A 20,432-nucleotide genomic window follows, 5' to 3' on the forward strand; every position below is an offset into this window, starting at 1 on the left:
TTTCAAGCTAAATTAATCAGCAAGTTTTAGGTGCCTCTTTGAAGTCGTTTTATATAGGAGGAGCAAACGTAACTAAATAAGGAATTTTTCATGTTTAACTATAACGATGCATTTTCACGAAATATTGGCTGGATTACAGAAGAAGAACAAGAGGTACTGAGAACAAAACGCGTAGCAATGGCTGGCGCCGGCGGAGTAGGTAGCGAACATACAGTTACGTTAGCAAGGTTAGGTGTCGGGAAATTTAACATTTCCGATTTTGACGAATATGAAGTTCATAATTTTAATCGTCAAGCCGGTGCGTTTATGTCGACGATTAATCGACCTAAATGTGAAGTTATGGCGGAAATAACCAAAGATATAAATCCAGAAGCGGATGTACGTGTTTTTCCAGAAGGCATATTTGAACATAACGTTGATGAATTTTTAGAAGGTGTTGATCTTTACGTTGATAGCTTGGACTTCTTTGCTCTTTCTGCCAGAAAGCTCGTTTTTAGAAAATGCCAAGAAAAAGGGATCCCAGTGATAACCGCAGCTCCTTTAGGTATGGGAACGGCATTTTTATGCTTTATGCCCGGCGGTATGAGTTACGAAGAGTATTTTAGGTTTGAAGATAAACAGACCGAAGATGAGCAATTGATCCAATTTTTAATTGGATTGTCTCCTTCTATGTTGCAGCGCGACTATTTAGTTGTGCCTGAAAAAGCAGACTTCAATGCCAAAAAGGCCCATCCATTCCGATGGGGGTTAAATTTTGTGGAGCTGTAGCTGGAACCTATGCTTTGAAAATATTGCTGAACCGTGGAGAGCTAGTGTGCGCACCATACGGTTTACATTATGACGGTTATAAAAACAAACTGAAAAAAGCCTGGCGTCCAGGCGGGAATCGCAATCCACTGCAAAAAATCATGTTTAGCATTGCTAAAAAATTGGTTTTAGATAAATAAACACAGTTGATTAATGATTGAGCGCTAAACTGAATGTCAGGATCTTTTACAAATGATGTTTTCAAAATCAACGATCTTTTATAAATCACATAAAATACAATGGGTTACAATATTGGCACGCGGTTAGCATAGTAAGGTCATAGTCGCTTTGACAAAACATACAGGAATATAAACATGAACATTAAAAAATCTTTACTAGCACTTACACTAGTTAGTGCATTTGGTGCAAACGCTTCTCCTATCTCAATCGATGTAGGTACTGATTACGATATGGATGGAAACTCTGTTTCTGGCGTTTTCGATAAATTTACATTTGGTACGTTTGACCCAACATCTGCATACTTAGATGTTGACCAAAACGGAAAAATCGAACAAGGCAACATGGTATTTGACGCTGCATTCGGAATCGAAGTTGCTTCATTAAACTATACGACTGACAACGAAGCATATAACACTAACGTGCCTGCTTTTGGTCTTGCAACTTACACGTTAGTTGCTGACTACGAATTTTTCGGATTTGCTGGGTTTAACGACCTTAACAGCAATAACGTTCAAGATACTGGCGAAGCAATTGGTGCACAGTTTGTTGGTGGTTACGTTAACTTGTTCATGAAAGACATTGCTAGTGGTGTATCTACACAAGTATTAGCGTTAGACGTGACTGGTTCTGGTGCTGACCTAGGTGGCACGGGTGTTAACTTTAACATCAAATCTGACATCGCTTCTATTGCTGACGACTTCTTCTACTCAGCGTATAGCGTTGGTGGTTACACAGATTTTCATGACATCATTGCAAACGTAACTGATGCACATGTTGGTGGTCGTATTACAACTGAAATTACAAATGCGGGTACTACACCACTTTATAATGACAGCTATGTTGCTACTGCTTACCAAACAGCCGTATTAAGTACTTTTGGTATTAACGCAACTGAGGTTGATTTCTTAACTCGTGAAACAACACTAGACTCTGCAAACTTAAGTCTTTTTGTTTCTGAGCCAGCTTCACTAGCTATCTTCGGTTTAGGTTTGTTAGGACTTGCAGGCGCGGCGCGTCGTAAAGCATAATCTAACAAGTTAGATGTTTTTAAAACCGCTCAATATGAGCGGTTTTTTATGCCTAAAATTTAAGTCTAATAATATGCGCTATAAAGCCCTCATTGATCTTTAATTCTGCTTACTGCTTACTACTTACTACTTACTGCTTACTGCTTACTAAATTAAATTAAATTAGATCCATACTTATACTAAAAGGTTGCGGAGTTGCGGAGTTTTAAGGCGCAATCGCATCCAATAAATTGATTCAGAAATTAGTGATTACAAAAACATGCCGACGAATTATTAGGTGCATTATGACGTACAAATGACTCTCTAATGGATTCGTTCCTGCAGTAAAGGAAGTAAAGAGAGTGAATAGAGTACCGATAATTGTCATGGTTACCGCAGGAAACATACAAGCAATTGCACTGGCAGATTATGTGATGCGCGTTAACGTGTGGCTATTTTTAAACCGGAGTCGCGACACATAGGCGCAGTTGTACTTTGCTAGGGTGTGGTTGTCGTTAGCATACTCAGCCTAATAGTTGCTATTAGCTGTGGAACAAATGAATCATTAAGAATGAGCAGGTTCTGTTTTGGGGGCTAAAAGAGGGTGTGGCTTAACCCGTTGGGTTGGCAAGGCTTATGTTTGTTACAAATTGCACCGTATGTTGGTGCTATGTTTATGATGTAATGGGACAGCGATGTCCCATTCCATCATAAATGCATTTGGTTATTTATAACGGGTAAGTTACAAAGCGTTAATTCTATTGTAATTTGTTCTTAAGCTTCGTTGATCATCCGTTAACTTATACGCTTTATTAATTAGCGCTTTGGCCTTTTTAATATCCCCCAGTTTTTCGTAGATAATGGCGCCTGTATCCAGCAATTGCGGTAGATTATCGGTAATCTTAAACGCTCGTTCTATCGTAGCCTTGGCTTCAGGCAACTGGTCGTTTTGGTACTGCAACCAAGCTAGGTTGTTAAGTGCCACTAGATTTGTCGGGGTTATGCTAAGCATTTTTCCAAAATAAAGCTGTGCTTTTTTATTGTCCGTTGTTAAAAACTCGTTTGCTAACATATAGATATTTGAAATGTCATCAGGTGCCTTTTCTATATGAGACTCAACAAACTTAATGGCCTTTGGTTTTTCACCTTTGCCTACATATGCGGCATAAATATAACGCGCTGATTCAGAGGTTTGTTTTTTATCATAATATGCCTGTAACAGAGGTAAAGACTGTTTATAATTTTTTCTGTTTAACAATATTTGCCCCTGCAGATATTGCACAACAAGGTTCTTAGATTCATCTTTAAAATAGCGGCGTAACAAGCCTTCCGCTGTATCATTTTGACCATCACGAATTAACAGGTTTACGTGTACAATTTGCAAACCTTTTGAATCTGGGAAATGAATAAGTGCGTTTTCTACAGACGTCAACGCTAAAGCAAATCGTTTTAAACCCTGCTCTGCACTGATCTTTTTAACTAAGGCCAATTCAGCTGTTGGATTAGCTTGGGTCCAACGGCTATAAAGCTTAAGCGCTTCATTGTTTTTGCCAACAACTTGCAAACTGTCGGCAAGTGCTAGCCAATAAAACTCATTTGTATCTTGAGTTGGTTGAAAGTCATAACTTGTTAAAATTCTGATGACTTGATTTGGTTTTTTTCGTTTAAATATAACTGGGCAAGTTGTAAACGATGAGGTTCAGATGTCAAATTAACCTTAAATCTGTCTTCCATCAGATCGAGGGCCTCTTTAGTATTACCCTGCTCTCTACCGATAAAATAGTACATTTTAAGGGCTGTTAGGTTGTCCGGCTCTTTTTGAAATAATTTGGTTAAGTACGAACTGGCTTCCTGATAATTACCTTGCTTCATATTTACATTGGCAAAATACATATGAGAAGGGGTATTTGTAGAATCTAGTTTTAAAGCGTCTTCAAATGCTTTGGTTGCCAACTCGGCTTTGCCTTGTTTTTGATAAACATAACCAGCCAAGTTATAACCATTTATGTCATTTTGTTCCTGCCATGTTTTAGCAAGTTTAAGCGCTTTATCAAATTCATTGGTCGCCATGTAGGCCGAGGCCAAAGCAGACTTAGCGACCGACAAGTCAGGTGCGATCTCTAAAGCTTGCTCTAAGTTAACGACACCACTAACATCATCAAGGCTGAGTTTGGCAAGGCCGTGAGTAATTAACGCGCTGGCACTTTTACCATCTATGTTTTCTGTTTTTGCCAATAATGTTTTTGCTGTTTTAAAGTCACCGTCTTTAATTAACTCAAAACTTGCACTAGCAAACATAGATGTGTCAGCATCATTTAGGCCTTCAAGTTCTAACATGGTGGCTGAGGCTTCTAATGTATAACCGAGTTGCAGCTGAGTAATCGCCAGTATTTTTTTGGCTGGGTGAGTTGGCGGCATCTTGTCAGCTATTGAACTTAAGTATTGATATGCTTTTTCATATTGTTTGTTTTGAAAAGAGGTAAGTCCAGCCATCAGTCTATTTGTAGTTGAATCTATACCGTTTTGAATCGCTTTTTCAAAGTGACCCTAGGCGACTTTATATTCCTTGGCGTCAAATTTAATAACACCTTGTAGCTGATTAAGGAAAGCCTGCTCATGGGTGTATTTTAACAAATATTCTGTATGTACTTGTGCAGCAGAAAACTGCTTATCTTTTACTAATGCGTCAGCAATATATAGTCGTATTTGTCTATATTTTGGCATTAATGTTAAGTGGTGTTCATATGCTTTTGCCGCTTCGCCATACTTTTTAAGGCTTCCTAATACGAGGCCCTTTAGCATAAAAATATCTGAATTATTTGGGAACTGTTGAGACAAAGCCTCTATTATGTTGGCCGATTCCATCAAGTCTTGTTCTGACATTAGATAAGCTGAAGCTAGTTTACCGTAGATGGTTTCTGGGGCTAACGTAACTAAGACTTCGAGGGTTTGCTTGCCTAGTTCTTCATTTTTTAAACGATAGTTAGCCATGGCTTTATGGTACAAAAAGGCACTTTGCAAGTTGATGTCTTGCCATTCCTCTGGACCTTCAATAAATAATGTACTTTCAAAGTCACTTAAAAGGTTGTGCACTTTTAACAGATCTGAATAATGCTTTTCCGTACCTTGGCCTTTGTTTATTACATAGGCTAATTCTTTTTCAGCATTATCTAGCGAACCATCTGCCATATAGAGTTCGGCCAATTGCTTTCTGGCTTCGATATTGCTAAGGCACTTCCTTGATTACATTTTTTAACGCAATGATGGCGGATTCACTGTCACCGTTTTGAATATGCTGTTGAGCAAGTTTGAAATACTCTTCAGGGAGGTACCGCCACAACCTGCTAATGCAATAATTATTGTAGAAACCAGTAGTAATCTTGAGGAGTTCATATTCAATCCAATCCTATTTTTATAGTTGACAAAGTGTCCGTTTAATCATTCAACTTACTATATTATAGTGCGTAAGTTTTGTCCCGCATTGTATTGCAATAACAAATACGTATTAGTCATTGTCTTTACTTAACGTTTAGAAATTTTCTTTTTAATTTACCTAAGCTGGCTTCAATTTTAAATTTAATTTGTCGTTTTTGTACAGTAATTTGACAGTACGCCTCTGTATTGTTTGATAATTTTCTTTTGTAATCGGCGTCACCGGCTAAGTAGTCGATATAGGCAATATTCATAGTATGTGCTTGCCTTGCCACTAAGCAATGCAGGGCAAGTCCAATTTTAATTTTGTTGTCAGTAATTGGCTTAATACAGCTTAAATAAAATGCCAGATTACGTTTGTGACGAAGGTAATAATTAACACCAACAATTTCACCCCTGCGGATAAAACTGCGATACAGGCGTTGTCTAACTTTTGCCGAATAAAGCGGGAGTGAAAATCCTGAAATGTATCGTTATTAAAGCCACTTGGAGTGGCAGTACCTTCCCATTTGGTTATGTGCCAATGGGAGAGTTGTTCTAACGTATTAAGTATTGCTGTGGGATCGGTAACAAATTCAAAGGTTAAGTCATTATCTTGGTTTAAACGACGAATGGTACGTTCTACATGCTTATATGTAGAGTTTGAAATTTCCTGTGGAAACCGCGAGCTATCTTTTATCGCATTTATAGCGAGTAAATAGCCGACGTCGATATTTTCTTTTACTAATTGATAGTCCGTGTTGTGGGTGGTAATTCCAATGGATGTTTCATCAAGAGCGACGTTAACAATAAATTCATCAACATCAGGCTGATTCAAAAAAGGTGTTGCCACATTGCGGACGTAATTTGACGTGAATTTTGGTCACTTACTAAAAAGTTGTTTTTCTCGATCCAAATTTGGTCTAACTTGTCATCACCTGTTCGGTGTAAATACCACTGTTTAGATTTAAAAAACCCATGCCTTGTGACGTGTTTCTCAACAAATATTCCAATACCAACACACTGGTTGTGGTTTGAAGCAGTAATAACATAAGTATCATTTTGGTCTTTTAATAAAGACAACCAGCTGTCGATCCACGGCCAACTCAAAAATATATTGGGAATTGCCGTTTGTGCGACGGTAAACCACATGTTTTTTAGGTCGGAATGTGTAAAATGAGACAGCCGTTTTAATTCGATAAAATACACTACGTATTACCATTTTAAATTTTGTTAAAAAGCTTAGTTTCAAATATACGAGAAAATAAACATTTTATGAAAGCACAAAAGACAGAAATACAAAAGATAGTGCATCTTGTCCCTAGCTTTGGTTGCGGTGGTTTAGAGAAAGTTATTGTCAATCTGGTCAATCATTCCCGTGATTATCCAGTTAAACATGTTTTAATTTCCTTAACCAGCGAATTTGGCCTGATCAAAGCGTTCGATGTGCCAGTTGATGTGTATTGTATTGGAAAAAACTAAGGCAACGATTTATTTAGTCACTATAAGTTACTCCGCCTCTTACGTCGTCTCAAGCCTAAGGCAATGCATACTTATAATTTTGGCACGATAGAATACCATTTGGCTGCCAAGTTAGCGGGTGTACCTACCACCGTTCACTGTGATCATGGTCGTGGAGGAGATGATCCAAAAGGCCTAAACCAGTTTAACAATCGTTTCAGAAAGCTCATTTCGACCTTTATCAATCACTATACCGTAGTGTCATACGATTTATATAACTGGGTCATCAACGACTTAGGTATTAATAACAAAAAGGTAAGTCTGGTTTTTAATGGGGTTAATGTCCCTGCGCAAATGCCGATACAAGATCGAACCAATAACGCTAAGGTGATTACAACCGTTGGCCGGCTCGACCCAATTAAAAATCAAACTATGTTGATGAAAGCGTTTCAATTAGCCAAAGAAACGTCAAACGTTATGGATACGACTATTCTACAATTTGTTGGAGATGGCCCTTCGTATCAGGAGCTCGATACGTTTAAATCGACCCTGACCCATCAAACCGATATTCATATGCTAGGTTATCGGTCAGATGTTGACGATATCTTGTCTGGCACCGATTTGTTTGCTTTGTCGTCTCATTATGAAGCAATGCCAATGACCATATTAGAATCCATGGCGCTTGGCATACCAGTTGTTACCACCAATGTGGGTGGGATATCTAAGTTTATCACCGACAACGAAGTGTGGTTTGTCGAGCCAAATAATGCAGAGCAAATGAGTGAATTGTTTGTTCAAATACTAAGTGGTTCAACGGATGTTCAGCAAAAAGTCGAGCGTGCCTACGACTTGGTTTCTAGTAAGTACAGTGTTGAGTCGATGGTCGCGCAGTACATGACGTTATATAAGGTTCTACCTAATAGCTAATACACTCTGCTTAACGCGCTGCATTGAGCGAGCTAAACAGAGTAACTATCATTACATGCTTCTACCAAATACATGTTTCTGCTGAGTGCATGCAAGCCATCAAATAACTGGAAGCATTAATTCACTGAAAGATTGTTTTAAGGTAGGTTTTTTACGATAGGAGGTCCTATCAATTTTGTTATCCCAAGAGGCAGTTTTTGCCAAATTTTAATGGCTAACTCAAACTTACTGTTGGTCGGGGATAAATTAGGAAGCGTTTTTCCATCTGGAACCCAGTGATACCAGTAACATTGGCTCGGTTCAGCGCCCCATTGTTTCTTAAACTTGTACGTACCCGCGTCGATAGTAGAACGTCCGAAGTCGAACTCTTTAAATTCTTGCTCGATAGCGTAGCTTAGGATTTGCCAGTAAAGGTACATATTTACTGAAATTCTATTTGCGTACCTTACGGTGCTCGCCCATGGAATTTCCATGCGATTATTGTGATGCAATAAGAACCCGGTTGAAACCGGTTTTCCTTCCCAATAGATCACGCACAATATGGCATTGCTCGCAAATGTCGTTAATATTTCTTGGAAAAACGACTTCGCGTAAACCGGTGTACCTAAATCTCGCATGTTAAGGCAGAATACTTCATAAAAATCGTCGAGCAGTTCTAAGCCACCAAATTTGTGACTGACACCTTCTCTAATCGGTCGTTTAATTTGTGAGCGACGTTTAGAGCCTATTGATTTACCAAGCAACTCTGCAGTTTCAGGGAGTTGCAGGATCATATTCACTTTGCTGGTGGATACTTCTAGCGTTGAATCTGGGTCGGCCTGATTTTCTCTAAACTGGACATAGTCAATGCCTTGCTGTTTAGCAAATTCAATCGTTGCTTGAGTGAGTTTTTGTGCAATTTCGGTTGAGTCTGCAATGGCGCCACCGTAATTGAAATAAGGCATAGAGATTAGATTATTGCCAAATAGGGCACTTTTAACGTTTACCGCAGGCAATACGCCACAGATCTTGCCAGACTCATTGATAGCGTAAAGGTACGAGGCTTTGTGGCCAAAACACTTTTCAATTAACGGTTTCCAACTCATGAGATGATAAATAGAACCATTGTCATGTGACTTAACGTACTCGTCCCATTCAGCATCGATGGCGCTGTTGTATGTTTTAACTAAAATCGTCATTTATTAGGTCCATTTAATCACAGTAATAAAATCTTATGGTTGCTCGGCGGTCCCATAAGTTGTTGCTCTAAAGATAATATCATCAAAATCTTCTAATTTTGGAATATATGGCAATTCAGCAATAAATGCCTTATTTCTCGATGAATACCAAGTGTTATTTGGTAAAAAATCAGTGGTGTACAAAAAGTCACCAATATAAACGTTGTCTGTTATTTCAATTTTATCCGCAAGTCGATAGCTAACAATGACACTGGATTTTGCTCTATCTAGGATAAAAATATTATTTTTAATTTCAATTGAATTAACATCAAATAACCGCTCTACTTTTTCTCAAGGCCGTAGGCTATGAGTTGTCGGTTAGTCGAATTATCACCTTGCTGCAAAATACTCTTTTGAACAATAAGTTCGCCAAAGTTTGCAGTGTCTATTAATCGACTATCATCACCATTAATTGTTGCAAGTCTCGACTCCAATATGACGGTTTTTTAGAACGACTTTTGATCCCAGAACCGCTTCCTCGCATCGAAAGAATCTCAGAGCGATAAATTCGGAGCTCGTCTGCAAAAGCATACACCGCATGAGCATAACCCACTCCTTTGCCTTTCCCGCCTAAACGTTCAAACTTAGAATATTCAATGGTTATATTGCCTGCATCTCTATTTGTTAAAATGCCAGCTTGGCTGTCGTGGGCGTATAGGTTGCGAACAGTGAGATGTTGACCTTCAAATCGAATACAAGCGCCGTTTTTGTCTTTTACTGCAATATTGCGGCACTCAATGGATTCAACAGTAATATTATTGCCGGTAAATACCAAAGCGGCTTTGTCGTCGGCAATGGCATTGTCAAAAACAACGCCTTCTTCGCCAATGAGTTCTATATCGCTTGCTTTAATATAAGCGCCTACGGCATAAACGCCTTTTTGGAGGTAAATACGGCTACCATCTTTAATGGCCGTGCGTGCTGCAGATAGTGAGGTAAAGTCGACTCCATCTACCGTCACCATTGCCGCGAGGCAATGATGACTAAGTAATGTGATGAGCAGTAGGAGCGACTTCATAAAAGCGATGCTTTTATAAAAGACCGCGTGTATCGATAACGACTTTTTGGCAAACAATGAGCGGTCCGCTGCTTTAAATTCTTTGTGATCAACCAAAATGACCACAACATTGGCAACTTCTAGTGCTGCAGCAACAGACGCAAGAGTGACATTTGCATCCGAAAGTGAACCCGGAAGCTCGCTAATATTAGGCTCAACCGCAATTATTTCGCCAACTTTGGCTTGGGCAAGATCTTCAACGATTTGTACCGCTGGGCTCTCTCTGAGGTCGTCGATATCGGCTTTAAATGCTAGGCCTAAACAAGCAATAACTGGGCGTTTAAACTGATCAGCCGCTTCTTTAATTTGATTAACAACGTAATGAGGTTTTGCATCGTTTGTTAATCGGGCTTGTTTGATTAGTTTTGCATGTTCCGGGCAGCTATCAACAATAAACCATGGGTCTACAGCGATACAATGGCCACCAACACTAAGATCCTGGGCTCAAGATATTTACGCGAGGGTGCCTGTTTGCTAATTTGATCAGCTCCCATACATTAATACGCAGTTGGTCACATATGGTGGATAATTCATTGGCAAAGGCAATGTTAACGTCTCTAAATGAATTTTCAGTTAACTTAGCCATTTCTGCTGTTCTAGCATTGGTGATAATACACTCACCGCGCACAAATGTTTTATACAAACCTGCAGCTGCGGCGCTGCATGCAGGGAGATACCACCAATGACACGGTCGTTAGACACTAATTCTTGTAATACATAACCAGTAAAACACGTTCTGGGCAATGCGCGACTTTAATGTCTGCTTGATCGCCAGCATCCTGTGGGAAGGTTAAGTCTGGGCGTGCTTCTTTTAACCAACCCGCGAGTTTTTCAGTTGCGCCCACAGGTGAGGTAGATTCTAAAATGACCAAATTACCGGCTTCAATCACAGGTGCAATGGCTTTTGCCGCTGACTCAATATAGCTTAGGTCAGGTGAATGTGAGTCATCATCACCGTGTTTAAACGGTGTAGGAACTGCAATCATAAAAGCGTCGGCTTTTTCAACGATTGTAGTCGCTCTGAGATAACCGGTAGAAACAACACTTTTAACCACTATGTCTAAGTCTGGTTCTACAATATGAATTTTACCAGCATTGATTGTATCAACTGCGTGTTGATTTATCTCAACACCAACAACCTTGATACCACGGGAAGCAATAACGGCGGCCGTTGGCAAGCCTATGTAACCCAAACCAATAACTGAAACTGTCTTAAAGTCCATGACTATAATTCCTCTACTAATGTTTGTACTATTCTTTGACAAGCTTGACCGTCACCATATGGGTTATGGGCCTGCGACATCGTATTATATTTAACTTCATCGTCTAGCAATGTAATTGTTTGCTCAACAATGCGTTGTTCATCGGTTCCTACTAATATGACAGTACCTGCATCAACGGCTTCTGGGCGCTCTGTTGTATCACGCATAACCAGTACTGGTTTACCTATTGAAGGCGCTTCTTCTTGAACACCACCTGAGTCAGTAATGATCAAATAGGATTGATTCATTAAATAAACAAATGGCAGGTAATCTTGTGGTTCAATTAAAAATACGTTGTCTAAGCCAGATAATAATCGGTTTACCGGTTCCCTAACGTTAGGATTCATGTGCATTGGGTAAACGATTTGTACATCTGGACGTTGTCTAGCAATAGTCGCTAACGCACTACATATCCGTTCAAATCCGTCACCAAAACTTTCACGTCGGTGACCGGTGACTAACACTAATTTTTTATCAGGGTTAATAAATGAGAACTTTTCAGTAAACGCAGAGCGCAACGCGTCATTGTTGTCTAATTTTTGTTTAACCCACAATAATGCGTCGATTACCGTGTTACCAGTGACATAAATATTAGACGCTGGCGTATTTTCTTTAAGTAGGTTTGATTCAGACGATGCTGTTGGCGCAAAGTGGAATTGGGTGATTGCACCTGTTAATTTGCGGTTGGCTTCTTCTGGCCAAGGAGAATAAATATTGCCAGTACGCAGTCCGGCTTCAACGTGTCCTACTTTTACTTGCTGATAAAAGGCCGCTAAAGCAGCACTAAATGTTGTGCTAGTGTCGCCGTGAACCAAAACAATATCAGGTTTAAAATCGGCAATGACCGCTTTTATGTCGGTAAGGATCTTGGTTGTCACATCGTATAGGTCTTGGCCCGGCTTCATGATATTGAGATCGTAGTCAGGGGTGATTTCAAACAACTTCAACACCTGATCTAGCATTTCTCTGTGTTGTGCTGTAACACATACGCGGGATTCAATTAAATTAGACTCGGCTAATTTGTGAACAAGGGAGCCATTTTGATTGCTTCTGGCCGTGTACCAAATACCGTGAGGACTTTTTCATTAACCTTGCCTATTAAAAAAGAGTGTTCCGTAACTAATTTACCATATTGTTTAAGTTATTTTCCTTTTCGTCCAGCACTAAATGGATTAATTTACCATTAACTAATATATAAGCGTGGTTCACAATAAATTAAACAGCGTGTACTCTAAGCTTGTTTGCAATTCAATCGTAATGGATTATAGGGATTTATTAACAATGCTGAGCTGGGGTTTGAATATTTTAGCCTGGATAAACTTTCGAAAACATCGAGAGTATCCTTTGGCCGTTTTGTATTTTCATCGCGTTTTAGATAAAGCGGACCCGTTTTGCCCAGACGACTTAGATGTTGCTGGTTTTGAGCAACTCATCGCAGCGCTAAGCAAACACTTTACTATTTATCCCCTGTCCAAAGCCTTGGCACTGCAAAAAAGGGTAAGCTACCTAAATTAGCTTTGGCGCTCACGTTCGACGACGGTTACTTAGATAACTACACCAACGCACTCCCTATTTTAGAAAAGTACAATATCAAAGCGAGTTTTTTGTTGCAACTCATGGCACCCAACAAGGGTGGTTATGGAATGATCAACTCGAAACCTGCTTACGAAAAGCTGCATTAGCCAACCTAGATTTTGAAAACCAACATTATTCTTTAGCAACTGAACAAGCTCGTGCTAATACTTATTTAACCCTAGTTTCAAAAATCAAATTTTTACCTAATGCGTTACGAGACAAAGCTGTGGATACCATTGTAGGATTGTGTGGCGATCCTGTTGTTGAGCGCTGTATGATGACCGAATCGCAGCTCAAAAATTTGGTGAGTCGCGGACATGATGTCGGGGCACACACTGCCAGTCATAGTATTTTGGGTTTTCAGCAAGACGCTGTGGCGGAGGAGGAGATTTCAACCTCGATTCGTTATTTAAACGATGTATTAGGTACAACCACCACCATTTTTGCCTATCCAAATGGCTGGTTTGACCGAGATTTTAGTAATAAACATGCCTCTATGGTAAAAAAATGTGGTGTTGAATACGCTGTTGCAACAAACGATGGTGGTATTGTGCAAACCAGTAACAACTTAGCCTTGCCTAGGTTTATGCCGTATCGGAAAAAAATAACGCCATTTTGTTTATCTTTAGAAAAGATAGCCGGAGAAGTGACCATTAATGAATGAGCAAATCAAAATGAAAAAACAAAAAACAATATTAATGGTCGTATTTGAGTTTCCGCCGAGTAATGGTGCGTCGGTGCCAAGAATTGAGAGCTTTTACCGCTATTTAAAGCAATGGGGGTGGAATGTAGTGGTATTAACTGCGACTGACCGAGCTTATTCAAAAATTGACCGCACCTACACTGACGCGGCTGACGACAAGATTTATCGAGCCAACGCCTATGACGTACAAAGGGATTTGTCTTATAAAGGTAAATATCTATCTATTATGGAAACGCCCGACCGCTGGGGGCTTACATGGATCCCGGCGGCGTTAAAAACAGGCAAAAAACTGTTAAAAAATACCAGCCAGATGTTATTTGGTCATCGTCTCCAATTCCAAGTACACATTACATTGCAAATAAACTGGCGGCGTCAAATAAAACGCCCCGGTCGCTGATTATCGTGATCCTTGCCATTACATGAATGGCTCTGCTGGAAAATGGTTAGACTACATTCATAAAAAAATTGATACAAAAGTAATGACAAATGCCGCGCAAATTACGTTCGCCACAAGTGCCGTGAGAGATTTGTATCAAACCGAATATGGCGAGTTGGTCTCATTAAAAAATACCGTTATAGAAAATGGCTACGATGAAGCCAATTTTGAGAAACTCGCCGGTATGCCAGATAATTCGACACCGTTTTCTGCCGATAAGTTTACCTTATATTACAGTGGTGTTTTGTATCCAAATGGGCGAGATCCAGAGCCGATATTTGAGGCGTTGTCGGCAATAAAAGCGGACGGTTTAATTACAGCTGACAATTTTGAACTAATATTTCAAGGTGCCGGGGACGGCAACGATTTTGCACAAAAGTTAACGCAACTCGGCATTGACGACCTTGTTCGATTTATTGAGCCAGTGCCGTTTATCAACGCTTTAAATAATATGACCTGAGACCAATGCTTTATTGCTAATACAAGATGCTAGGTTTAATAAACAAATTCCGGGCAAAGTATACGAATATCTGCGGACTCAAAGAGCGATGTTGGTTAAGGCCGATGATGCAGGCGCAACCTATAATTTATCGAAACAATTTGACGGCGTGTATTTGGGACAAACAAAAGACAATTTAACCGTTGCAATTGTTGATTTGTTGCAGGCAAATGGGGGTAATGACATTACATCATTTGACCGTGATTTGTCGCTGTATAGTCGCAAACAGAAAGCAGAGCAATTGGATAAGATTCTGCAAAATGTATCTGATAGGTAAAATAAATAATTTGCGTAATTTTATAACACCCTTTTTTATTCGGGGTTGTACGATTTTTCATCATTGTTAATGCGAAAATTCGATTCTTGGGTTATATTCAATTACGCTTTTATGGTAGTTAGCTACCTCACTTAAAATAAATTCTAGGCTTCCAAACTAATGTTAATTTCTTCATCTTTTATAACGACGCCCATGGCAAAGCGGTTTATTAGTACAAGCCTAATAATGATTTCTATTTTTGGAATATCTGCCTGTAGTGGCTCTGGCTCTTCTGACGATAATGAGAAAAGAATCGATACTATTTTATCGGAAATTACTGATAAAAATGCAGAGTTGAATTTTATCGCAGATAGTGTTGCCACAAATGGAGGTGAGGTTGGGATTACTGCCAACGCAGAAGAAGATGGACAAACCATTACCTATGCATTAGTTGACGACGGCCAACCTACATTTGGTGCTTTTGCTATTGATAGCGCAACAGGCGTAATTACTGTCGCAGATTATCGTTTGGTTGACGGGTTTATCGCCCCAGAAATTAGCTTGACGGTGGAAGCGACAAGTTCATCAGCTAAAAAGTTCAAGCTTCCTTCAGTGTTAAAGTAACCAATGTTGAATTAAGTAACATAGCCGATGTTGACCAATTGCCCAACGTAATTGACGATATAAACTCCGTAAATGGCTTAGCAGTGGGTGTTAGAGCAAATGCAATCCACGACGGTAATACTGTAACTTATAGCCTTACTGATTCTGCCGGTGGTCGATTTTCAATTGATGAAGTTACTGGTGTTATCAGCGTTTTAGATCATACCTTGATTGATAGAAGCGAAAATCCTAATCACGTGGTCGAAGTAATGGCAATGAGCACATCAGGGACTGTGGTAAGTCAAACATTCACGATAAATGTGGAGTATTTATATCTAACATCTGTGGTAGATAAAAACGAAATGGAAAACCACATTAAAGAAGCTGAAATTATAAATGACTTAAGCGTTGGAATTACAGGCCGTGCTTTTCACGACAACAACACCATTAGCTATTCATTAACACGCGGTGAGGAATACGGTTTTACCGTAAATTCTGAAACGGGTGAAGTATCTATAAAAGATAAAGACGTATTGATAGATAAAATACAAACCTATTATATTTTAGAAATTACAGCGACTAGTTCGAGTGGCGATACCTCTGCATCGCAATTTAAATTAAAGATGACTCCTGTGCCATTTATGTCTTTTGATTTTGACGATAATAAAGTTGAAAACGGTTTCGACAATTGGAGTTATTCAGATATTGGCGCTAACGAATGCGACATTTATGCTGGTATCGGGCAATCAAAGCTTTGCAATGAAGATGGCTCGAAATTTTTTCCTTATTACAACCCTCATAATAATTCACATATTGGCTGGACCCGTTATGGCTTCTTTGATTCAGAGCCCACATTAAGCGTTTCGGGCAACTCCATGAAAGTTTTAATGACAGGCGGAGTATATGAAGATAATGCTGGGTTGCTACAAGAAGCAGGTATTGAGATTAAGTCTAAATCTCAATATTTAGAAAACTTAAGCGAAGCAAACCTGATTGGCGACCGAGATGTCGACGGAAGAATCTTTTTTATTACAAAACAAAAACCAATTCTACCCTTATTCCACAATTTAAGGGCCATAATCGACTTTCAATTTGGGTGTTAATGCCGCCTAATTATCTCAATTTTGATGATTATGCTAAGTCGAACCTATCTAGACCGGATTTGACAGTTTCATTTTATCCTTTTATTGATACCAGTGTAGGTGGTCACTATTATCATAGAGCGGCTAATATTCCCATGGGCGGCTGGACCAAGGTATTAGTCGATGCTCACCCAACACACCACAATGGTGGCGCTCACAATCCATATAGCTCATTTAGTGAAGGTGGCGATCATTATCCAGGAGATGGTCAGAAGTATTTCGATAGTATGGCGACAATTTCTTTAGGAGTTGCAACACCGGGAACAAAGTCTTCTCCAATAGCGTTTTATGTCGATGAACTAGCCGCATACTCTATGCCATATGAAAATGAAGAAACAATTAGTAATTTGGCAGTGGGTTTCTCACCTCAAACCAAACGTTTTGATGTCAGCTTTAGCGATAAATATCGATGTATTGAATGTAACGCTGAATATGAAGTTCGATATTCGTTTTTTCCTATCGACAACGGAAATTATGAACAGGCATACCTACCTGACTATGTTGTTAACTTTGACCGAGAGGACAACAATGAGCAAGGGAAAATCATAAAGCCAAGTCCCGGATATAATCAGATTTGGGCAGCGTTTGATATTCAAGCAGAACACAAAACAATGTTAACCGAAGGGCAAACTATCTTTATTGCTATAAAAGACAAATCGGAACGCAGTGAAATTGAACAACAACCCGCTGATTTTGAAATTGTAAGTGTACTATAGGGGTGGGCGATATCCAAAAAATGGATCTAGTGAAAACAATAGACTATCAAATAATTACGCCACTTTTTCCTTTAGAACTTAAAACGAAACAGTTGAATCAAGCAATAGTGGGTCAATCATTTAGCCAACAAATAGATGTTTTTGGCGCGTTGCCGCCTTACCAGTTCTCGTCTTCTGCTTTACCAGATGGACTAACATTAACCGAAGATGGTTTGCTTGCAGGGACACCGACAAGTACCGGCGATTTTGAAATTGAACTTAGTATAAAAGCGGCAAACGGCACAACATTAACGTCCAAATTAGCATTGCCGATTAATAATAAAAGCGATTTTGATACGCTATTTTGCTCAACAATTGTTGACTTTGGAGATTCATTAGAGGCCTCTGATATCCTCGATGGTCGATTCGATACTATCATACTAGACAAGTACACAAGTTTTGTTAATTTTGGTACAGCAATTACAACGGGTGATAGCGGAGCGTATAATTATCAAGGTGTAAAAGCCATTGAAAATGTCTCGTTGAATATAGGGGATGTCGTGCGCCTAATATGGTTTAATAGCGGTGATAGCGATATTCTGTTTTCGCCAAAGATTAGCTTCAATGATGCCGATCGCGTCAGTTCAGACGATGATGAAATATGGCATACAGTTGATGAAGTTAGAGTTAAAGCGAATCACTTTGGGGTTAGTCAATTTATTATTACCGAGTCGACTGATGCTAGTGTGATTAACGTTAATAACAACTATGATAATAATAATATTTTGGTGATGGATAGAATTGAGTTGGTGCAACCTACCAAGTTATTAACAGATGTATGTTTATATCCGTTTGTTGAATTTTAGGTTGGATTTGTTGCAGTTATTTTTAGTTAAAACTGCTTAATAGTATTCAGCTATTATGGACTAGGCCAACGATAGCCTAGTCCATAAAGGAAAATTCACATTTTGGGAATGCATAGTTAGTGAAAATTCAGCAACTATGGACAGGCATTAGATTAGGGAAATAGGAATTTATTAACCGTGGCTGCACACCAATCCCAAGTGTATTTATTGAAGCGTTTAGCCGCTTCTTCTCGGTCATAGGTATTAGACAACACGACGTCCAAAGCCTTAGTTAAACCGGCTAAGTCGTCATTTTCAACAACGTCTCCTAAGTCAGGTTCACTGGCCATTATCTCTGGCACACTACCCACCTTTGTCGCCACTGCGGGAGTACCACAGGCGAGCGCTTCGGTTAAAACATTAGGACTGCCTTCGCCACGACTAGACAAACAAAAGACGTCTACGGCGTTATACCAAGGTTATAAGTTGCTGGTTTGCTACGGCGCCTTGAAATACCACATGCTCTTGCAGGTTATGTTCCATTACATAGTGTTTTAGTTCGGTACGGTAATCCCCTTCGGCCCCTTCTGAACCCAAAATATAGAATACTAGATTGTGAAACTTTGGTTGCTGAGTCAAGGTAGACAGCGCTTTAATAACTAAATCAAATCCTTTGCGATGAATAAGAGCGCCGACACCCAGAATAATCTGTTTATCGCTAGGGTAATCCCAATGTCGTTCGACATTCAGTTTTGTCCAAATAGTAAAATTTATCGGTATCCACACCGTTTCTAATTACCGTTGTGCGGCTGCCCGTTTGTGCCAATTCATTAGCGGTTGTTGCCATCTCTTCACTTAATGAAATCACTTTAGTGACATTTTTTAAATATTTCTTAACAACTTGTTGTCGTACATCTTTGTCTTGGAAGTGGAAGGCTTCCATTCCTCTTAACGTGACATTAAAAGGTACATCATAACGATTACTCAAATAATGCCCTGTGGGTAAATCTGGGAACGTCCAGTGCAAATCAACTACGTCAAAATCAAAACCTATCGTATCAATAACTTTTTGAACCGCCCGTTTGTAACTATTTATCTCAATGGATTTTAAATAACCCGGTATGGATAAAAAACGAGGATGGTATACGGTTAAACCGTTCATTGTCTCCGTCTCAGGAATGTTTTTTAGTGACTTGAATTTCCCGATAAAACCATGAAAAGGAGAATCAGGGATCGGGTTGATAATAGTTACATCCGCATACTTGCTCATGGCTGTTAATCTATTTAATACAAAAATGCCATGATTAGGCTGCTGACAATTTGGAAATAGATAGCTTATTGCGAGTATTCTTTTTCTATTATTAGACATCACTTTAATGTGTTTCCTGTTTAACGTGTTTGCTACCGTATTTGGCCAATTGCCTGTTTAAAAATAGCTTTATTGTTATCTTTTGTTTTTCAGACCAGCGACCAAGTATAACAACAATAAGTAGCGGTATTAAAAATAAAGTGATTAGAAATATTAGGTTGTTTTTATCTCCTAGGTTTAACGCGGCGATTGTTTGAATTATTGGCCGATGAAACAGGTATAACGAGAATGTGAGAGACGCCAACCAGTTTATAATAGACTTATATTTAATTAATGGTTTCGAAAAATACATTAGCAGCGAAGGGGAATAATAAATATGAATACAAAATAGAAGGGCGTCAAAGTAGTCTCCAAATAACTCAGTTCTAGCAATAAAATCTGATGTAAACGCTATATCCCTAACTATTGGCCCTAACAAAATCATTAAAATAAGTGAAACCATTGAAGCAACTGCTTTGAGCTGCTTATTTTTTACAGGGTTATTGCTTGGCATCAACTTAAAAAGCACAAAACCTGCAATCCAAATTGGTAATAAAGCAACAATAGTTGGACCAGCTATTAGGCAGAAAATAGCAATTGCTACATATTTCAAATTAGATCGAATAAAAAACGCACATGCAAAAATAATGTAATAAAACCATTCAAAAGTGAGCGACCAAAAGGGTTGGTTAATACTATAGGTTAAACCCAATATTCCAAATATTCTGAACCATAAAAAAGAAAGAACATAGTTTAAAAATGAATGTTCTGTTTCAAAGGGCCATGCGCCCTCTAGGTAAAACTCCGGATTATATGAGAAACCAATATAGTCAAAGGTAAACGTGAGGATTAAAGCGGGAATTAGGATTGAATAAAGACGACTAATACGCGCTACAGCGTAAGTCGATATGTTCTTTTCTTTTTCAGCTGTAACAAACGCAATTACAAATCCAGACATTACAAAAAAATCATCACAGCTGTTTGATCATAAGCTTTGAGTT

26 protein-coding genes and 4 pseudogenes are annotated in these 20,432 nt (G+C 39.1%); 15 read left to right on the forward strand and 15 right to left on the reverse strand.

The window, feature by feature from the left end; genetic code table 11:
* Positions 1-90: 90 nt before the first annotated feature.
* The 3 genes from PN838_RS16070 (at position 91) to PN838_RS16075 (ending at position 2,015) form a co-directional block, all read left to right on the forward strand.
* A complete protein-coding gene (locus tag PN838_RS16070; RefSeq protein WP_334313390.1) occupies positions 91-768 on the forward strand; it encodes a ThiF family adenylyltransferase in 678 nt (225 codons plus the stop codon).
* Positions 741-947, forward strand: a complete 207-nt coding sequence (locus PN838_RS26540) for a hypothetical protein (protein WP_334313391.1) — start codon at positions 741-743, stop codon at positions 945-947. Before PN838_RS16070 ends, PN838_RS26540 begins: the two co-directional genes overlap by 28 nt.
* A gap of 174 nt (positions 948-1,121) precedes the next feature.
* Entirely contained in the window at positions 1,122-2,015 is an 894-nt protein-coding gene (locus tag PN838_RS16075; RefSeq protein WP_272181308.1) for a PEP-CTERM sorting domain-containing protein, read from the forward strand.
* Between the two features lie 721 nt (positions 2,016-2,736).
* On the opposite strand, the gene PN838_RS16080 is transcribed toward PN838_RS16075, so the two are convergent.
* From PN838_RS16080 to PN838_RS16105, 6 genes and pseudogenes are all read right to left on the reverse strand, one after another.
* Positions 2,737-3,558 (reverse strand): tetratricopeptide repeat protein, encoded by an 822-nt coding sequence (locus tag PN838_RS16080; protein ID WP_272181309.1) that lies wholly within the window; start codon positions 3,556-3,558, stop codon positions 2,737-2,739.
* A gap of 65 nt (positions 3,559-3,623) precedes the next feature.
* Positions 3,624-4,487 (reverse strand): tetratricopeptide repeat protein, encoded by an 864-nt coding sequence (locus PN838_RS16085; RefSeq protein ID WP_272181310.1) that lies wholly within the window; start codon positions 4,485-4,487, stop codon positions 3,624-3,626.
* Positions 4,488-4,541: 54 nt separating this feature from the next.
* Positions 4,542-5,198, reverse strand: a complete 657-nt coding sequence (locus tag PN838_RS16090) for a tetratricopeptide repeat protein (RefSeq protein WP_272181311.1) — start codon at positions 5,196-5,198, stop codon at positions 4,542-4,544.
* A 314-nt stretch (positions 5,199-5,512) separates the two neighbouring features.
* Complete coding sequence (locus PN838_RS16095; RefSeq protein WP_272181312.1) at positions 5,513-5,680, reverse strand: hypothetical protein; 168 nt, start codon at positions 5,678-5,680, stop codon at positions 5,513-5,515.
* A gap of 9 nt (positions 5,681-5,689) precedes the next feature.
* A pseudogene (locus PN838_RS16100) lies at positions 5,690-6,258 on the reverse strand (GNAT family N-acetyltransferase); the annotation flags it as partial.
* The gene (locus tag PN838_RS16105) at positions 6,240-6,557 is read right to left on the reverse strand and encodes a GNAT family N-acetyltransferase (protein WP_272181314.1); all 318 of its coding nucleotides are present in this window, start codon (positions 6,555-6,557) and stop codon (positions 6,240-6,242) included. The gene PN838_RS16105 and the pseudogene PN838_RS16100, both read right to left, overlap by 19 nt.
* A 78-nt stretch (positions 6,558-6,635) precedes the next feature.
* Between PN838_RS16105 and PN838_RS16110 the strand changes: the two genes are divergently transcribed.
* Together PN838_RS16110 and PN838_RS26545 are read left to right on the forward strand one after the other, a co-directional pair.
* Positions 6,636-6,887, forward strand: coding sequence for a hypothetical protein (locus tag PN838_RS16110; RefSeq protein WP_272181315.1), 252 nt, complete (start codon positions 6,636-6,638; stop codon positions 6,885-6,887).
* Positions 6,888-6,905: 18 nt separating this feature from the next.
* Positions 6,906-7,793 (forward strand): annotated as a pseudogene (locus tag PN838_RS26545) (glycosyltransferase); the annotation flags it as partial.
* Positions 7,794-7,930: 137 nt separating this feature from the next.
* On the opposite strand, the gene PN838_RS16125 reads toward PN838_RS26545, so the two are convergent.
* The 5 genes and pseudogenes from PN838_RS16125 to wecB all read right to left on the reverse strand — a co-directional run bounded on the left by PN838_RS16125 (position 7,931) and on the right by wecB (position 12,368).
* Positions 7,931-8,971, reverse strand: a complete 1,041-nt coding sequence (locus tag PN838_RS16125; RefSeq protein WP_272181316.1) for a FemAB family XrtA/PEP-CTERM system-associated protein — start codon at positions 8,969-8,971, stop codon at positions 7,931-7,933.
* 33 nt (positions 8,972-9,004) lie between these two features.
* Complete coding sequence (locus PN838_RS16130) at positions 9,005-9,154, reverse strand: hypothetical protein (RefSeq protein WP_272181317.1); 150 nt, start codon at positions 9,152-9,154, stop codon at positions 9,005-9,007.
* A gap of 244 nt (positions 9,155-9,398) precedes the next feature.
* Positions 9,399-10,028, reverse strand: a complete 630-nt coding sequence (locus PN838_RS16135) for a right-handed parallel beta-helix repeat-containing protein (protein WP_272181318.1) — start codon at positions 10,026-10,028, stop codon at positions 9,399-9,401.
* Between the two features lie 13 nt (positions 10,029-10,041).
* Positions 10,042-11,290 (reverse strand): annotated as a pseudogene (gene wecC, locus PN838_RS16140) (UDP-N-acetyl-D-mannosamine dehydrogenase).
* Positions 11,291-11,292: 2 nt separating this feature from the next.
* Positions 11,293-12,368 (reverse strand): annotated as a pseudogene (wecB, locus tag PN838_RS16145) (non-hydrolyzing UDP-N-acetylglucosamine 2-epimerase).
* A gap of 305 nt (positions 12,369-12,673) precedes the next feature.
* Between wecB and PN838_RS16150 the strand changes: the two are divergent.
* The 10 genes from PN838_RS16150 (at position 12,674) to PN838_RS16195 (ending at position 18,104) form a co-directional block, all read left to right on the forward strand.
* Positions 12,674-12,844 (forward strand): hypothetical protein, encoded by a 171-nt coding sequence (locus PN838_RS16150; protein ID WP_272181319.1) that lies wholly within the window; start codon positions 12,674-12,676, stop codon positions 12,842-12,844.
* 2 nt (positions 12,845-12,846) lie between these two features.
* Positions 12,847-13,011, forward strand: a complete 165-nt coding sequence (locus PN838_RS16155) for a polysaccharide deacetylase family protein (RefSeq protein WP_272181320.1) — start codon at positions 12,847-12,849, stop codon at positions 13,009-13,011.
* Positions 13,012-13,130: 119 nt separating this feature from the next.
* Positions 13,131-13,568: a polysaccharide deacetylase family protein gene (locus tag PN838_RS16160; RefSeq protein WP_272181321.1), complete on the forward strand. Its 438-nt coding sequence runs from the start codon at positions 13,131-13,133 to the stop codon at positions 13,566-13,568.
* Positions 13,561-14,004 (forward strand): glycosyltransferase family protein, encoded by a 444-nt coding sequence (locus PN838_RS16165; RefSeq protein WP_272181322.1) that lies wholly within the window; start codon positions 13,561-13,563, stop codon positions 14,002-14,004. The genes PN838_RS16160 and PN838_RS16165 overlap by 8 nt, the downstream gene beginning before the upstream one ends.
* Before the next feature lie 22 nt (positions 14,005-14,026).
* A complete protein-coding gene (locus PN838_RS16170) occupies positions 14,027-14,503 on the forward strand; it encodes a glycosyltransferase family protein (protein ID WP_272181323.1) in 477 nt (158 codons plus the stop codon).
* A gap of 13 nt (positions 14,504-14,516) precedes the next feature.
* The gene (locus tag PN838_RS16175) at positions 14,517-14,819 is read left to right on the forward strand and encodes a hypothetical protein (RefSeq protein ID WP_272181324.1); all 303 of its coding nucleotides are present in this window, start codon (positions 14,517-14,519) and stop codon (positions 14,817-14,819) included.
* Between the two features lie 225 nt (positions 14,820-15,044).
* A complete protein-coding gene (locus PN838_RS16180) occupies positions 15,045-15,422 on the forward strand; it encodes a cadherin repeat domain-containing protein (RefSeq protein WP_272181325.1) in 378 nt (125 codons plus the stop codon).
* Positions 15,423-15,460: 38 nt separating this feature from the next.
* Entirely contained in the window at positions 15,461-16,504 is a 1,044-nt protein-coding gene (locus tag PN838_RS16185) for a hypothetical protein (RefSeq protein WP_272181326.1), read from the forward strand.
* A complete protein-coding gene (locus tag PN838_RS16190) occupies positions 16,504-17,259 on the forward strand; it encodes a hypothetical protein (RefSeq protein ID WP_272181327.1) in 756 nt (251 codons plus the stop codon). Before PN838_RS16185 ends, PN838_RS16190 begins: the two co-directional genes overlap by 1 nt.
* 20 nt (positions 17,260-17,279) lie before the next feature.
* Positions 17,280-18,104 carry a putative Ig domain-containing protein gene (locus PN838_RS16195; RefSeq protein WP_272181328.1) on the forward strand — a complete coding sequence of 275 codons (825 nt, stop codon included), beginning with the start codon at positions 17,280-17,282 and terminating at the stop codon, positions 18,102-18,104.
* 152 nt (positions 18,105-18,256) lie between these two features.
* On the opposite strand, the gene PN838_RS16200 is transcribed toward PN838_RS16195, so the two are convergent.
* The 4 genes from PN838_RS16200 to PN838_RS16215 all read right to left on the reverse strand — a co-directional run bounded on the left by PN838_RS16200 (position 18,257) and on the right by PN838_RS16215 (position 20,389).
* Positions 18,257-18,532 (reverse strand): glycosyltransferase, encoded by a 276-nt coding sequence (locus PN838_RS16200; RefSeq protein ID WP_272181329.1) that lies wholly within the window; start codon positions 18,530-18,532, stop codon positions 18,257-18,259.
* A 19-nt stretch (positions 18,533-18,551) separates the two neighbouring features.
* Positions 18,552-18,869, reverse strand: coding sequence for a glycosyltransferase (locus PN838_RS16205; RefSeq protein WP_272181330.1), 318 nt, complete (start codon positions 18,867-18,869; stop codon positions 18,552-18,554).
* Positions 18,802-19,353: a glycosyltransferase gene (locus PN838_RS16210; protein WP_272182622.1), complete on the reverse strand. Its 552-nt coding sequence runs from the start codon at positions 19,351-19,353 to the stop codon at positions 18,802-18,804. Before PN838_RS16210 ends, PN838_RS16205 begins: the two co-directional genes overlap by 68 nt.
* 103 nt (positions 19,354-19,456) lie before the next feature.
* Complete coding sequence (locus PN838_RS16215; RefSeq protein ID WP_272181331.1) at positions 19,457-20,389, reverse strand: acyltransferase family protein; 933 nt, start codon at positions 20,387-20,389, stop codon at positions 19,457-19,459.
* Positions 20,390-20,432 lie beyond the last annotated feature (43 nt).

The sequence above is a fragment of the Psychrosphaera algicola genome (assembly GCF_028401425.1).
Taxonomy (GTDB): domain Bacteria; phylum Pseudomonadota; class Gammaproteobacteria; order Enterobacterales; family Alteromonadaceae; genus Psychrosphaera; species Psychrosphaera algicola.